We start from the raw sequence: 15,327 nt of genomic DNA on the forward strand, positions 1-15,327 counted from the left end.
CGCTTACATTTAATGTGTATTTTTTTTTTATTTGTGATACTGTTAAGCTATGTTAGAATTCCAACATATTACAAAGCGTTTCGGCGCAAAAACAGCGCTTAACGACGTTTCTTTCGTCGCTGAAGACGGTAAAGTCACGGGCTTTTTAGGCCCTAATGGCGCTGGTAAATCTACCACCATGCGTTGCGCGTTAAATCTTATTCATGCCAATAGCGGTACTTCTCTTATTGACGGAAAACCTTACGCAAAAATCGCATCCCCAATGACGGAAGTTGGCGCAGTTCTTGACGCAAAGTCTGCCCACAGAGGTCGTTCCGCATATAATCACTTGTACTCGCTCGCTTTAACTCACGGAATATCAAAAAAGCGCGTTGACGAAGTGATTGATATTACTGGTTTAACTAGCGTAAAAACTCGCAAAGCGGGATCCTTCTCACTCGGCATGAGCCAGCGTCTTTCGATTGCGGCGGCACTTTTAGCAGATCCGCACAATCTTATTTTGGACGAGCCAATTAACGGTTTGGATCCAGAAGGCGTTAAGTGGGTTCGCGAATTGTGCAAGTATTACGCAAGCCAAGGTCGAGCAATTCTGCTTAGTTCGCACTTGATGAGCGAAGTTGCGCTTACTGCAGATAACCTTGTGATTATTGCGCATGGCGAAATTTTGGAGCGCACAACAGTACAAGATTTTGTTGACGCACATTCTCAGCATGCTATACGTTTAGTAACGCCAGAAGGTGAAAAGCTAAAGTCTGTGCTTGTTCAGAATCATCCTGAATGCAAGATTTTGCCAGATAATCGCACGCCTCAAGACGTTCAAGAAGGCGAGCTACTCAGAATAACAGGTTGCGAGCTCAACCAGATTGCGCGCGAAATTGCGGATAATCAGATTTTGGTATATCAGCTGAATCAAGAGCATGCTTCGCTTGAGGAAGCATATTTGGCTCTTACGCACGGTCAAGAGCAGTACGTAACAAAAGCATTGCCAAATACTACTGCTGCGACTGGAACGCAATATGTAGATGGAAGGAGCGCAAAATGAGTGGGCAAATTGAACAAGCTGTTGAATATCCGGCGAGCAATTCTTACAAAACAGGCCGCAGCATGAACGCTCAGCACTTACGCCTTACATTTATGCACACGCTTAAATCTGAAATTGTTAAGCTGCGCGGACTTGCGTCTACGTGGTGGTGCATGGCATTAACAATTGTTTTGCCAGTAATTTTTAGTTTTATTATCGCGCTTGTGCAGAAAGCAATGTCTAAAGTTGACGTTCATAACAATGGTGCAGCTGGTAGCAAATCAAGTGCTGCGATTACCGTTGGGCCGAGCGATAAAAGTGATCTTATTGCATCTCAAGAAGGCATTTTCCGCTTAGTTATTAGCTTTGCTTCTATATCTTTGATTGTTTTGGCGATTTTTGCAGTGCTTGCTGTAACCGCGGAGCATTCTACAACTTCGATTCAGGCTTCTCTTACTGCTGTACCTCGAAGGGGTATGTTCTTTACGGCTAAATTTGTTGCGGTTGCAATCTACGTTTTTGTAGCCCAACTTATTGCAATGACAGTTTCGCTAGCTGCTGCAGAATTAGCTTTTATGGGAGATAACATTTCCGGATTATCGGGAAGCAACGTGTGGAAATTGCCGCTTACTCTGTTCCTTGGCTCTCCTGCAATTATGGTTGTTGTGTCAGCAATGGCCTACGGTTTTGGCATGATTTGCAAGTCAACTGCTGGCGGAATTATGTGCGTTATTGGAGCCGTGGTGATTCTGCAGACCATTGTTAGCATTATTATGCTTGCAAGCAATTTTGCGAAGTGGACTTCAATACTTATTCAGATTTTGCCAGGCAGTGCTGTAAGCCAATTCTTAGGAGCCTCCGCTAATTCTGGGCTGCAACTTCCACCAAACGCATATGTTTTCACATGGTGGCAGTCCGGTTTAGTGGTTCTCGCTTGGGGCGTAGTTATGTACGTAATTGGCTACGTAATTGAAAAGCATCGCGATATTTAAAATATCTAAATAATATTTCGCAAATAAAATAAATAATACAAATAAAATAAGGGCTTTATCTCGTAACTGGCTACAAGATAAAGCCCTTTGTTGTATTCATTTATCTTTAATTATAAATTAAATTATCTTATTAAATTATAAGAAATATCAGTCGTTCTTCACAGTTTCAGCAACGCGTGGCCACAAGGTTGTGCCCCAGTTCTTGATTGTGCGCTGGCGAACCAGTGGCAAATCAGAACGGTCATACACTGTGCGCCATGGTTCCCAAGCCAAGCCGGTCTTCTCAACAAGCTTGATGCGAAGATTGCGCACATTGCCCTTGAACTGAATAGTTGTGTTGAAGTGAGCTGTACGATACTTGCCATTGCCTTCCCAAGCGCGAGAACGCACGTAAGGAGTGCCGTCAATCTCGGTGCCGTACTCATCCCAGTAGATGTAGTAGCGAGCTACGTAAGCTCCACGGTGATCCAAAGTCAAGTAGCCGTCGCGGTAGGAAGAAACCTTGGTTTCAACGTAATCGCTATTGGTTTGCAAAGTTGCTACTTCGTTATCCTTGACGAAGGAAGTGGTGTAAGCAATTGGAACTGCTGGGCTGGAGGTGCTCAAATTTGCGCCTTCTTGAATCAAAGCCTTCAACGTGTCGATGTTGCCGGTAATAACCTTAGCTGCACCGTTTGCGCTGCCGCCGAGAATTACAGCAGTTACAGAAGTGTTCTGCAAAATGCGGTGGAACTCGGTATTTGGCTTGATTTCAACACCCTTGATTGCAGCTTCAACAGCAGCCTGGAAATCGGTGCTCTTGCTGCGGGTGTCGAACTTTACGTACATTGAACGGCCGTAAGCTACATTGGACACATATACTGGCGGACGCTTGCTGTCTACTCCGCGGCTCTTCAAGCTTTCTGGCGTAGTGCATGGTGCGAAGAAGTCAGCTGGGCTGTCTGGTGCATCAACGCTTACGGTGTAGTAGGTCTGCTTGAAGTTCACAATTTGAGTCTGCTTTTCGCCCTTGTGCACAGCGTCGAAATCAATCTTCAGCGGAACACCAATCTTGGCGAAATCAGCACCAAACTTTGCCTTGAGCTGGTTCATGCTTTGTGCGCTTGCAGAATCGTACTGCATGCGAGCTGCAACATGATGGCTTGCAGCGTACTGTGCATTCCACTTGGAAACTAAGCCATTCACTGCGGAAGTTACAGAGCTCTTGGTTGGGCGCTGAACAGTTACAGCACTTTCGCCGCCGTGGAAGCCTGGCAAATCAACGCTCAACGTGATTGGAGCGCGGTTTGCGGAAATCAGGCTTGGCATATTGTCCATCAAATTCTTATCAGCGCGGAAAAGAGCACCTGGGTATACGCGATCATCGTTGGCGGAAGTAACCGACAAGTTTGAAGTTGTATTTGTGATGTTCTTCTTCTGATGCTCAACAACAACGAATTCATCGCCCTTGTTGAAGCTATCGCTAGAGAATTTGTTGTCAATGGTTTCGCCATGACGGGCGAGAATGTTTGTTTTATCGTATTGCAAATCCCACAAATAATTATTCAACGAGTCCTTCTTGGCTGCGCAAGATGTGGCTGGTTCAGAATCCTTAGCGGAAGGAGCGGCCATTGCTGGTGCTGCTAAGCATTGTGGAATAATAGTTGCGCCCGCGAGCAACAACATTGCTGCATTACGGTAGAACTTTGAGTTCTTCATATGTGTCCTTCGATTTTTATTTAGATTATTTTTATTTAGATTATTTCGATGAGATGCTGAAATTCATATGCTTCAATGCATAACGTGCCTCAGTGCATTAGTTTTAGCGTCTCACAAAACACGATTATTACACACTTTTTATTTATGCGATAATCTCTTAAAAAATTTTTTTATTTTTAAAACAAGAGTTTAAATATCGTTGAAATATCAACAATTTTTGGTTACGTCGTTTTTGCTTATGCGGCGTGTTGATATAGCAATTGCTGCAAATTTTGAAATTTTATATGCGTAATAATTTTGTGAAAACACGCACGTGCGGTATGTGGATATAATAGATTTTTTCAGCTTTGAAAGGTCACGCATCACACATATAGTTGGGGTTATGCCTACATTCACACGAGAAGAAATTGAGCATTTGGGTGTTCTTTCCCAGATTGCTTTAAGCGACGAGGAAATTAGTCGCTTGCAAGGCGAATTAAACGTCATTGCAGAATCTATTAATAAGGTGCAGGAAGTTGCTGGCGAAGATGTGCCACCTACTGCAAATCCAGTGCCTCTGGAAGCTTATTTGCGCCCTGATGTGCCTGCTACACCATTAACTCAAGAAGAAGCGCTTTCTGGTGCGCCTAAGAGTGAGTCTGGCATGTTTGTAGCACCTCGCATTTTAGGGGAGGAGTGATATGTCGAATACTCAAGATTTAGTAAAGCTTTCTGCTGCTCAAATGGCAGAAGCTGTAAAAGCTAAAGAAGTTTCTAGCCGTGAGCTTGTTGAAGCTCACTTGGCAGTAATCGAATCTGCTGAGCCAGAAATCAAGGCATTCTTGCACGTTTCTGCAGATATTGCACTCGAGCAAGCAGATGCTTTTGATAAAAAGAACGCTAATGGCGAGACTGAAGGCTTGCCTGAGCTTGCAGGCGTTCCAATTGCAATTAAAGACATGATTGTCACTAAAGGCATTCCAACTACTGCAGCATCCAAGATTCTTGAAGGCTGGGTTCCACCTTACGACGCTACTGTTATTGAAAAGCTCAAAGCAGCTGGTATGCCAATTCTCGGCAAGACTAATTTGGATGAGTTTGCTCAAGGCTCTTCAACCGAGCATTCTGCTTACCAAACCACTTGCAACCCTTGGGATACTGACCGTGTTCCTGGCGGTTCCGGCGGCGGTTCTGCAGCTGCTGTTGCTGCATTCGAAGCTCCTATTGCTTTGGGTACAGATACTGGTGGCTCTATTCGTCAGCCAGGTGCTTTAACTGGTACAGTCGGCGCAAAGCCAACTTACGGTGGTGTTAGCCGTTTTGGTGCAATCGCCATGGCAAGTTCCTTGGATCAGATTGGTCCTGTTTCTCGTACCGTTCTTGACTCTGCGCTTTTGCAGGAGATTATTGGCGGCAACGATAGGCGCGATTCTACTTCGATTCCAGCTCCTGTTCCTCCAATGGCTCAGGCTGCACGCGAGGGCGCTCGTCGAGATTTGAAGGGCGTAAAGGTTGGTCTTGTTAAAGAGCTTAGTGGCGATGGCTTCCAGCCAGGCGTTGAAGCTCGCTTTAATGAGGCGGTGCAGCTGCTTAAGGATATGGGTGCAGAGGTTACGGAAGTTTCCTGCCCTCACTTCCCTTATTCTTTGGCTGCTTACTACATTATTATGCCTTCCGAAGTTAGCTCCAACTTGGCTCGCTACGACGGCATGCGCTACGGTTTGCGCGTAATGCCGCCAGCAGACAAGCCTCAGACGGCCGCAAATATGATGGCTGCAACTCGTGAAGCTGGTTTCGGTGACGAAGTAAAGCGCCGTATTATTCTCGGTACTTACGCACTTTCTGCAGGTTATTACGATGCATGGTATGGTTCTGCTCAAAAGGTTCGAACCCTTATTATTCGCGATTTTGAAGAAGCGTTTAATAAGGTAGATGTTCTTGTTTCTCCAACAAGCCCTACAACGGCATTTAAGTTTGGCGAAAAGATGAACGATCCGCTTTCCATGTACATGAACGATATTGCTACGATTCCTGCAAACATGGCTGGCGTTCCAGCTTTGAGCCTTCCAGCTGGCTTAAGCGACGATGGTCTGCCTGTTGGTATTCAGATTATTGCTCCGCAATGCCATGATGAGAAGATGTACAAGCCTGCAGCAGCGTTGGAAGCTGCTCTTGAAGAGCAGTGGGGCGGTCCAATCTGGAAGTCGCTTAAGGCTGGCTGGCTCGATTCATTGGCTAAGTAAAGTGAAGTAAAGCTTAAGTAAGAAGGATTCTCATGGCTGAAAAACTTATGAAATACGCCGATGCTGTTGAGCAGTTTGATCCAGTATTCGGTTTGGAAACGCACGTTGAGCTTTGCACTCGTACGAAGCTGTTTTGCCCAGCGGAAGTATCTTTTGGTGGCGAGCCAAACACTCAGCTAACTCCTGTAAGCCTTGGTTTGCCAGGCTCTTTGCCAGTCGTAAACAAGACTGCAGTTGATTACGCTATTAAGCTCGGTTTGGCATTGCATTGCGAAATCGCTGAGTGGAGCCAGTTCGCTCGTAAGAACTACTTCTACCCAGATATGCCTCGCGATTACCAGATTTCCCAGTACGATAAGCCTACTAACGGCAACGGTTACTTGGATGTTGAGCTTGAAGATGGCACGGTGTTCCGCGTGCCGATTGAGCGTGCTCATATTGAGGATGACGCTGGTAAGAATACTCACGTTGGCGGTGCTGACGGCCGTATTGAAGGCGCAAATCATTCTTTGGTTGATTACAATCGCGCAGGCGTGCCTTTAATCGAGATTGTAACTAAGCCAATCGAAGGTGCGGGTAGCCGCGCTCCAGAAATTGCTGGTGCTTATATGCGTGCTATTCGCGATATTGTTCGCGCCCTCAACATTTCCCACGCTCGCATGGAGCAGGGCAATATGCGCGCTGACGTGAACGTTTCACTCCGCAAAAATCCGACCGATCCGTTCGGCACTCGTTCCGAAACTAAGAATGTGAACACATTCCGCGGAATCGAAAAGACGCTGCAATATGAGATTCGTCGTCAGGCTGCTATTTTGAGCGAAGGCGGCGAGATTTTGCAGGAAACCCGTCACTGGGATGAAGCAACTCAGACCACTGCTGGCGGTCGTGTGAAGTCCGACGCCGACGATTATCGCTACTTCCCAGATCCTGATTTGGTTATGCTTCACATCACTAAAGAGCATATTGAGCGCATGAAGGCCGAGATGCCGGAAATGCCTCGCGAGCGCCGTAACCGTTTGCAAAGCGAATGGGGCATTAGCGATCTTGAAATGCGCGATATTTTGAACGCGGATGCTCTTGATTTGGTTGAAGAAACCGTTAAAGCTGGTGCAACTGCAGCAGGTGCTAAGAAGTGGTGGCTTGGTGAGCTTGCTCGCGAAGCAAACACTCGTGGCGTGACTTTGGAAGAATTGCCTATTACTCCGCAAGACGTGGCTGAAGTTGAAAAGCTAATTGCAGACGGTAAGCTTAACGATAAGCTCGCTAAGCAAACTGTTGCTTGCGTTTTGGCTGGCGAGGGCAAGCCTGATGAAGTTGTTAATAAGCACGGATTCAAGGTTATGAACGATGACGGCGCTTTGGAAGCCGCTGTTGACGCTGCTCTTGCAGCCGATCCTGAAGTTGCAGAAAAGCTTAAGGCAGGCAATATGAAGCCGATGGGCGCGATTATTGGTGCTGTTATGCGCGCAACTAAGGGTCAGGCTGATGCTAAAGCTGTTACTAAGATTGTGATGGCAAAAATCAAGGGCTGAAAAACCAAAAATCTGAAAAATTTAATATTTGATAACGCTAATGTATAAACGCAAAAGCGTAATCAATATCAAAAAGTAAGTGCTGCGTACTTGCTGCATAATTTAATAAGATTTAATCATACTAAAACAGATTAAATCAGATTAAATTTGTTTCATGCGGCAGGTGCGCAGAATTTGCTATTTGGCAATATCGTGACGCATTTTTCGTCTTCTGGATTATCATATATTATGCGACATGAGAATTATGCGAAGGGCTTAATACTCAAAGGCACAATACAAGTAGGTGACTATGCAACAAACCAATGATGGTGTGAACAACTCTCGCGAGTTACCAAAATCTATAGTAATCCCTCCAATTCGTGGAGAAATGGCGCATCTTCGCCCAGCAACATGCGATGATTTACAGCGTATGGATGAGCTTTGCGCATATGATAACGCTTCGGTTATTACCGGAAAAGATTCTCAGTCTGAGCGTTCTATGGTTCATGCGTGGGTTGAGCGTTCTGTTCAGTGGTCTAATGACGGTTTTTCTGTTGAAAAAGCTGCTGAATTATGTCGTTTTGCTGGCGATGTTCAGTCTCGTCCTACAATTGCTTGGGCTATAGTGCCAGATGTTTTAGATGATGTTAAGAATACTTCTGGCGCGATTATTGGCATGATTTTTCTTATTGACATAGATGGGTGGTCTCGTTCTGCGCGTATTCAAGTTGTACTTGGCAAGGATTATCGCGGACGCGGCTATTCGCGTGATGCTATGCCTCGAGTGATGACTTACGGTTTTGCGTCAGAGCCAGTAGGATTAGGATTGCATCGCATTTGGGTTGGTGTTCCTGCTACGAATACTCGCTCGCTTTCTGTATATCAATCTCTTGGTTTCGCACAAACTGGCACTGCGCGCGATGCTTTATGGGATGCGCAAAATCAAAAGTATCAAGATTTTGTTGTTATGGATACGATTTCCGATGAGTACGATGCAATTCGTTCTCTTGATGCGTTTGGTCTGCATGTTATAGAGGAAAATCCGGGTGTAGTTGAAGCGTTGAGCGCACATGAGCACTCTGTGGCTATACCCGTGCGTCATGATAATCTTGATGAAGAATGGCCTTATAATGCAAATAACACCGAAGGTAGTTCTTCAAAAAGAGCTTGGTGGCGCATTATAGGTCGCGGTCGTAAACGTAACACCAATACGGAAGGGAAGCAATGAGCGCCGAAGATCTCGACAATTATGAAACTGATGCTGAACTTGCGTTGTATAAAGAATATCGTGATGTTATTAAGCTTTTTACGTACGTTGTAGAAACAGAGCGCCGATTCTACTTGGCGAATAAGGTTGATTTCAACGTGCGTTCGGCCGGCCAAGACGTTTATTTTGACGTTCAACTTACGGATGCGTGGGTTTGGGATGTTTATAGGCCTTCGCGTTTTGTTAAAAATGTGCGAATAGTGACTTTTAAGGATGTTAATGTTGAAGAAGTGCAGAAAACAGACATTGATATTCCGGAATCTATCGCGTGATAAGCGTATGCTCAATAAAGATATATAGAAATTTTACCTGGCACAAAATGTGTTTTCGTAAAAATTGATGTATTAAGGTATGGAGGACAAGTGACGGATACACAATCCCCAAAGAAATCTGTTGTGATTATTGGCGGCGGTCCGGCAGGGTTGACGGCAGCCTGGGAGCTCGTTAAAGATGGCGGTTCTAGCCGCTACGACGTAACGTTGCTCGAAGCAACGCGTGAATTTGGTGGTATTTCGCGTACTGTAAAGTACAACGGTAATCGTATGGATATTGGCGGTCACCGTTTCTTCTCGAAGGATGATCGCATTATGCAGTGGTGGCGTGAAATGTTGCCGTTGCAGGGTGCGCCTTCATACGATGACAAGAAGCTTGGTCGTCACCATGACTTGGAACCAGGCGGTCCTGATCCTGAAGTTGAAGACGAAGTTATGTTGAAGCGCCATCGTGTTTCGCGTATTTTCTGGAATCATCATTTCTTCGATTACCCGATTTCTCTTTCCGCAGCCACCTTGCGCTCTATGGGCTTTATTTTGACGATGAAGGTTGGTTTTAGCTACTTGTGGTCAATGATTCACAAGTTGCCAGAAACTAATCTTGAAAACTTCTACATTAATCGTTTTGGTAAGAAGCTTTACTCAATGTTCTTCGAGGGTTATACCGAGAAGCTTTGGGGTAGGCATCCAAGCCAGATTTCTGCAGATTGGGGTGCTCAGCGTGTTAAGGGTTTGAGCATTGTTGAAGTTTTGAAGAATGCTTTTTCTAAGCTTTTCCCTAAGAAAAAGGGTAAGAAGAAGGAAGTAGAAACTTCTTTAATTGAAGAATTCTGGTATCCAAAGCTTGGCCCTGGCCAATTGTGGGAAACTGTTGAACGCCGTTGCCGTGAAAATGGTGCTACAGTTCGTACAGATGCTAAGGTTGTTGCTATTAAGCAGTCTGATGGCAAGATTTCAAGCGTTGTTATTGAAGATGCAAACGGTGAACGTTCTGAATTGCATGCTGACGAGTTTGTTTCTTCTATGCCTATTAAAGATTTGGTTGCAGCTCTTGAGCAGGGTGCAAATGGTGACGAAAAGGCTGAAGTTCCAGCAGAAATGCAGCGAGTGGCTAAGGGCTTGCCTTACCGCGATTTTGTGACTGTAGGCTTGCTCGTTAAGCGTGTACGTCTGCGTAATACTACTACTATTCCAACTCTTGGAAATCCGCCTATTGTTCCAGATTGCTGGATTTATGTTCAGGACCCTGGTTACAAGGTTGGCCGTCTGCAAATCTTCAACAACTGGAGTCCTTATCTTGTTAAAGACGTTGACAACACTGTTTGGATTGGTCTTGAGTACTTCTGCGAAGAAGGCGACGACTTCTGGAATATGAGTGATGAAGACGCTCGTAAGATGGCTATCGACGAATTAACTCGCATGCAGGTTATTAATGGCGAAGAAGATGTTATTGATTCCCATCGTGAACGTGTTCCAAAAGCTTACCCAGCTTACTTTGACACTTATGCACAAATGCCTGAGTTGATTAAGTACTTGGATAGCTTCGGCAACTTGTATTGCGTCGGTCGAAACGGACAGCATCGTTATAATAACCAGGATCATTCCATGGCTACCGCAATCGAAGCTGTAGAAAATATTCACACTGGCGCAGAATCTAAAGCAAATGTGTGGTCTGTAAATACTGAAAAGTCTTATCACGAAAAGAAGTAGTAAGTATTTATAAATAACTTAAGTAAAAATTAAGCTAAAAGTAGCGTCAATAGTAGTGGCATAGTCCATTATTATTGGCGCTTTTTTATTAGAATATTCAGTTTATAATTTAAAAATAATTAGACTTGCTGGCGCGTCGCGGTTTGCAGCGTCGTAGAGCTGTAGTAGCATACATAATGTTCGTGGTTGTGTACATTGTTATGTAATAATCATGAGTTCGTGACGGATTTTTCCGTAATCTTCCATACAAAGGCTTACCGGTAGTATATTCCGTGTGAGTTAGGGAAAGGTAAAATTGTGGCAACAAGCCAAAATCTTGAGAAAATGAAGCTCTCAGAATTGAAAGATCTTGCGAAGCAAATGGGTTTGCGCGGCACTTCGACCATGCGTAAGCCTGAATTGTTAGCTACATTGAATGCGGCACGCAATGGGGGAGAAGCGCCTGCTGGTGTAACTGTTCGCACGCCTTACAATTCTACGAGTGCAAGTAAGTCTGCAGATACTCGTGCAGATAATGAAGAAGTTCGTTCGTTGGGCGACGATAAAGACTTAGAAGCGTTGGAAAACTTAGTACCAAATGCAACTAATGATCGTCGTAGGCGCGACGAAGATTTTGGATCTAAGAATTATCGACGAGACAACAATCGTAATTCTTCTTTCCAGCGTCGTCGTGTAAATGATGAGCGCGATAACAATCGTGATCGTCGCGCAGAAGGAGTAGATTCGCGCGATTTGGATCAGATTTTGGCAACTTTGCCAGGAGATGAATCTCGCTCCGAAGGCGAATCTCGTCGACAGCGTGGAGCTTCTCGCGATTTTGATCGCGAAGAGCAAGACAATAAGTCGGAGCGCTTCCAGCGTCGCATGCGTGGACGCGGTAGAGATTATGAGGATGATCGAGAGGATTATTCTGATCACGATGATCGTCAAGATCGTTCTGACCGCCAGGATCGTAAAGATCGCTCTGAGCGCAATTCTCGTTTAGATCGCGATAATCGTGAGAGCCGCGAAGAGCGCGATTCTCGAGAATCTCGCCGCGAAGAGCCTCAGGAAGATCTTGTTCCAGTCGCAGGTATTGTTGATGTGCTCGAATCTTACGCATTTGTACGCACTTCTGGCTACCTTCCAGGGCCAAATGACGTGTATGTTTCAATGAGCCAAATTAAAAAGTATGGTTTGCGCAAGGGCGATGCTGTGCAAGGCTCTATTCGTGCACCTCGCGAGGGTGATCGCAGGAATCAGCGTCAGAAGTTTGTTCCGTTGCAAACTGTTAATAGCATCAATGGAATGAGTGTTGAAGAAGCTCAGAATCGTCCGCAATTTGCTAAGCTTACGCCGCTGTACCCTAATGAGCGCTTACGCCAAGAAACTACTGCTAATCGCATGCTTGGCCGCGTTATTGACTTGGTTGCACCAATCGGTAAGGGTCAGCGCGGTTTGATTGTGTCTCCTCCAAAAGCTGGAAAGACTATTACGCTGCAAAATATTGCTAACGCTATCACTACTAACAATCCTGAAGTGCATCTGATGGTTGTTCTTGTAGATGAGCGTCCGGAAGAAGTTACGGATATGGAGCGCACGGTTCAGGGTGAAGTGATTTCTTCCACATTTGACCGTCCTGCTTCCGACCATACTACAGTTGCAGAGCTTGCAATTGAGCGCGCTAAGCGTTTAGTTGAGCTTGGTCAGGATGTTGTTGTTTTGCTCGATTCTATGACCCGTTTGGCTCGTGCATACAATATCGCTGCTCCTGCTTCTGGACGTATTCTTTCTGGCGGTGTTGATGCTCAGGCGTTGTATCCACCTAAGAAGTTCTTCGGTGCTGCTCGAAATATTGAAGACGGCGGCTCTTTGACGATTATTTCTTCCGCTCTGGTTGAAACCGGATCTAAGATGGATGAGGTTATTTTCGAAGAGTTCAAGGGCACTGGCAACATGGAGTTGCGTTTGAGTCGCGACTTGGCAGATAAGCGTCTGTTCCCTGCTGTAGATATTAATGCTTCTGGAACTCGCCGTGAGGAATTGATTACTCCGGCTAACGAGCTTCCTATTATCTACCGTTTGCGTCGCCTATTTGGCGGTCTTGAGCCTGAGCAAGCGTATCAGACTTTGATCCCTCGCTTAAAGAAGACTGCTTCAAACCGTGATTTCTTGGCTGCTATTGTTCAGCAAGCAAACGGTTCTTCAAATACTTCTGCGCAAACTGCTGCATAAGTGATTTGAGTGTTATTTTTTAGTCTGTAAACTGAAAATAACAAAATAAATAATTTTGCGCACAATCTTAAGAATCTACCCTAGGATTGTGCGCTTTTATTTATTGCTTTTATTTGTTGTTTTTAATTATTTTTTACGCATTATTAGCAGCCTGCTGCTCAAGCGCAAACTTTCGCATGCGAGCCACAGCTTCCTTAAGCTCTTCTGATTTTCCAGCGTAAGAAAGTCGCACAAATCCGCTTCCTTCTTTTCCGAAAGCTTCTCCCGGAACAACAGCAACTTTTTCTTCTTCCAAAAGTCTTCTGCTAAATTCTTTGGAAGTTAATCCAGTTGGGCGAACATCAACAAAAACGTAGAAAGCTCCTTGCGGCTCAATAAGTTTTAATGCGTCGCAATCTTGTAATGCGTTAAGTACCAGATTTCGTTTTTCGCGGTATTCTTCACGCATTTGACGAACATGATCTTGAGGTCCGGTAAGAGCAGCAACTCCGCCGTATTGTGCAGTCGAATTGACGGAAGAGTGTATCATTTCCGCAATTTTACTGCTTTGTTCAATAACGTTAGCTGGTGCAAGAATATAGCCGATTCTCCAACCTGTCATTGCGTAAGTTTTAGACAAACTTTCTACAATAATGGTTCTATCTTTCATTCCTTCAACTGCTGCAATAGATGGCGCTACAGCATCTCCTGCAGGTTCTGTTTCAGGATCACTTGCGAATACAAATGGATGATACACTTCGTCAGAAATTACCCACAAATCAAATTCTTTACATAATTTCGCAACTTCTGCAAGTTCTTCGGCTGTAGTTACTGCGCCAGTTGGGTTGCAAGGTGAGTTGATAATAATAGCTTTAGTTCGTGGAGTAATTGCTTTGCGTATTTCTTCAGCATTAACGTGCATTCCATGCTCAGGTTTAAGAGCAACCGTTACAGGAGTGGCGTCGCACATTAAAACTTCGGCATCGTAAGAAGTGAAGTATGGCGAAGGAATAATTACTTCGTCTCCCGGATCAATTACTGCTTTAATAGCTAAATATAAACCAATTGTAGCGCCGTCAACTGCTTGAATTTCAGTATCGGCGTCATAAACTAAGCCTTTTACTTTTTTTGTGTAATCAACTGCGGCTTTGCGGAATTCTGGAATTCCTAAAACGTCTGTATATTTTGTTTTTCCAGCTTCAATAGATTCGCAAGCTGCTTTAACAATATGGTTAGAAGCGGTTTCGCCAGGCTCTCCTAGGCAGAGCGAAATAGCATCAGGGATTTGTTCTACGCGATCAAATACGTCACGAATACCAGATCTAGGTATTGAGATTGCGTGTTCTGCTACAACAGCCATATTATCTCCCTCTACTCTTTCGACAATAAATATTATTATTTAGTTTATATTTTTTATTATTTTTCCACAAAAAAACTAAATAAAGCAAGGTATAAAAAAATTTTTATATTATTTTGTTCTTTTTCTGTAAAAAATAAGGTAACATAGGTATTGCTGCCTGCCGGCGCTAGCATAAATCCGACTATAATTCTCGTTCAGCGTCGATTAGAGAATGGAGAAAATATGACAGGAAATTCCCGTAAAGTTGAAGGCGCTTTGCCAATGGATTCAACCGATGGAGTTATTGTAGATATTCTTGAGCATGATGGTCGTGCCACGTTAACGCGTTTAGCAAAGGCTTCAGGCTTATCTGTTTCTGCCGTACAGTCGCGTGTTCAAAAGCTTGAGCGCAAGGGTGTTATTACTGGTTATCGTGCGCTTATTGATTACGAGCGTCGCGGCTTGCCAGTTAGTGCATTCGTGTCAGTAACTCCGCTTGATTTTGGTAAGGAAGCAACAATTCCTACAAAGTTGCGCGATATTCCTGGTATTGAAGCGTGCTATTCCATTACCGGAAGTCCAAGTTTTATGCTGGTAGTTCGTGTTGCAACGCCAAGTAAGTTGGAAGAGTTAATCAATACTATTCATCGCATTGTGCCGGTAAGTACGGAAACCACAATGGTTTTGCAGACTTATTTTGATTAAAGTTTTGGATAAATCATATTATGTGTGATTTTTCTGAAACAACAATTAATTCGAGCAATACTTCATTAAATAAAAGTTGTGAAGATGCTGCGGATAAGATTTTAACGCTGCGCAAAACGATTGATAATATTGACGGCGCGATTATTGCGCTTCTAGCGGAACGTTTTAAGACTACTAATCGCATTGGTGAGCTTAAAGCTAAAGCTAAATTTGCCCCTTTGGATTCTAAGCGTGAGCAGGAGCAGATTCAGCGTCTGCTAAATCTTTCTGCTGCTGCTGGTTTAGACGAATCAATCGCATTACAGTATCACGAATTTGTAGTTACAGAAGCTAAAAAGCGTCATCAAAAGATGCAGTCGTAACTTAAAGCGTTTTAGTTAGTAAGTTATTAAAACAG

General features: G+C 44.3%; 13 protein-coding genes. 11 read left to right on the forward strand and 2 right to left on the reverse strand.

What is annotated here, in order from left to right:
- Positions 1-49: 49 nt before the first annotated feature.
- Together NG78_RS04795 and NG78_RS04790 are read left to right on the forward strand one after the other, a co-directional pair.
- Positions 50-1,042: an ATP-binding cassette domain-containing protein gene (locus NG78_RS04795; protein WP_004133991.1), complete on the forward strand. Its 993-nt coding sequence runs from the start codon at positions 50-52 to the stop codon at positions 1,040-1,042.
- A complete protein-coding gene (locus NG78_RS04790; RefSeq protein WP_004133993.1) occupies positions 1,039-2,013 on the forward strand; it encodes an ABC transporter permease subunit in 975 nt (324 codons plus the stop codon). Before NG78_RS04795 ends, NG78_RS04790 begins: the two co-directional genes overlap by 4 nt.
- A 147-nt stretch (positions 2,014-2,160) precedes the next feature.
- On the opposite strand, the gene vly is transcribed toward NG78_RS04790, so the two are convergent.
- On the reverse strand, positions 2,161-3,711 hold the full coding sequence (vly, locus tag NG78_RS04785) for a cholesterol-dependent cytolysin vaginolysin (protein ID WP_004133995.1): 1,551 nt from the start codon (positions 3,709-3,711) through the stop codon (positions 2,161-2,163).
- A 382-nt stretch (positions 3,712-4,093) separates the two neighbouring features.
- Between vly and gatC the strand changes: the two genes are divergently transcribed.
- From gatC to rho, 7 genes are all read left to right on the forward strand, one after another.
- Positions 4,094-4,390 carry an Asp-tRNA(Asn)/Glu-tRNA(Gln) amidotransferase subunit GatC gene (gene gatC, locus NG78_RS04780; RefSeq protein WP_004126322.1) on the forward strand — a complete coding sequence of 99 codons (297 nt, stop codon included), beginning with the start codon at positions 4,094-4,096 and terminating at the stop codon, positions 4,388-4,390.
- 1 nt (position 4,391) lies between these two features.
- On the forward strand, positions 4,392-5,933 hold the full coding sequence (gatA, locus tag NG78_RS04775) for an Asp-tRNA(Asn)/Glu-tRNA(Gln) amidotransferase subunit GatA (RefSeq protein ID WP_004134000.1): 1,542 nt from the start codon (positions 4,392-4,394) through the stop codon (positions 5,931-5,933).
- A gap of 32 nt (positions 5,934-5,965) precedes the next feature.
- The gene (gene gatB / locus NG78_RS04770; protein WP_004134003.1) at positions 5,966-7,465 is read left to right on the forward strand and encodes an Asp-tRNA(Asn)/Glu-tRNA(Gln) amidotransferase subunit GatB; all 1,500 of its coding nucleotides are present in this window, start codon (positions 5,966-5,968) and stop codon (positions 7,463-7,465) included.
- 289 nt (positions 7,466-7,754) lie between these two features.
- On the forward strand, positions 7,755-8,672 hold the full coding sequence (locus tag NG78_RS04765; protein WP_004134007.1) for a GNAT family N-acetyltransferase: 918 nt from the start codon (positions 7,755-7,757) through the stop codon (positions 8,670-8,672).
- A complete protein-coding gene (locus tag NG78_RS04760; RefSeq protein ID WP_004105898.1) occupies positions 8,669-8,983 on the forward strand; it encodes a DUF2469 domain-containing protein in 315 nt (104 codons plus the stop codon). Before NG78_RS04765 ends, NG78_RS04760 begins: the two co-directional genes overlap by 4 nt.
- Before the next feature lie 90 nt (positions 8,984-9,073).
- A complete protein-coding gene (locus tag NG78_RS04755) occupies positions 9,074-10,693 on the forward strand; it encodes an NAD(P)/FAD-dependent oxidoreductase (protein WP_004134010.1) in 1,620 nt (539 codons plus the stop codon).
- A gap of 297 nt (positions 10,694-10,990) precedes the next feature.
- Entirely contained in the window at positions 10,991-12,907 is a 1,917-nt protein-coding gene (rho, locus tag NG78_RS04750) for a transcription termination factor Rho (protein WP_004134013.1), read from the forward strand.
- 133 nt (positions 12,908-13,040) lie between these two features.
- On the opposite strand, the gene NG78_RS04745 is transcribed toward rho, so the two are convergent.
- On the reverse strand, positions 13,041-14,246 hold the full coding sequence (locus NG78_RS04745; protein WP_004134016.1) for a pyridoxal phosphate-dependent aminotransferase: 1,206 nt from the start codon (positions 14,244-14,246) through the stop codon (positions 13,041-13,043).
- 222 nt (positions 14,247-14,468) lie between these two features.
- On the opposite strand from NG78_RS04745, the gene NG78_RS04740 reads away from it, so the two are divergent.
- Both NG78_RS04740 and NG78_RS04735 read left to right on the forward strand, forming a co-directional pair.
- Complete coding sequence (locus tag NG78_RS04740) at positions 14,469-14,930, forward strand: Lrp/AsnC family transcriptional regulator (RefSeq protein WP_004134019.1); 462 nt, start codon at positions 14,469-14,471, stop codon at positions 14,928-14,930.
- A 20-nt stretch (positions 14,931-14,950) separates the two neighbouring features.
- Positions 14,951-15,292, forward strand: coding sequence for a chorismate mutase (locus NG78_RS04735; protein ID WP_004134022.1), 342 nt, complete (start codon positions 14,951-14,953; stop codon positions 15,290-15,292).
- Positions 15,293-15,327 lie beyond the last annotated feature (35 nt).

The sequence above is a fragment of the Gardnerella greenwoodii 00703Dmash genome (assembly GCF_000263635.1).
In the GTDB taxonomy this organism is placed as follows: Bacteria; Actinomycetota; Actinomycetes; order Actinomycetales; family Bifidobacteriaceae; genus Bifidobacterium; species Bifidobacterium greenwoodii.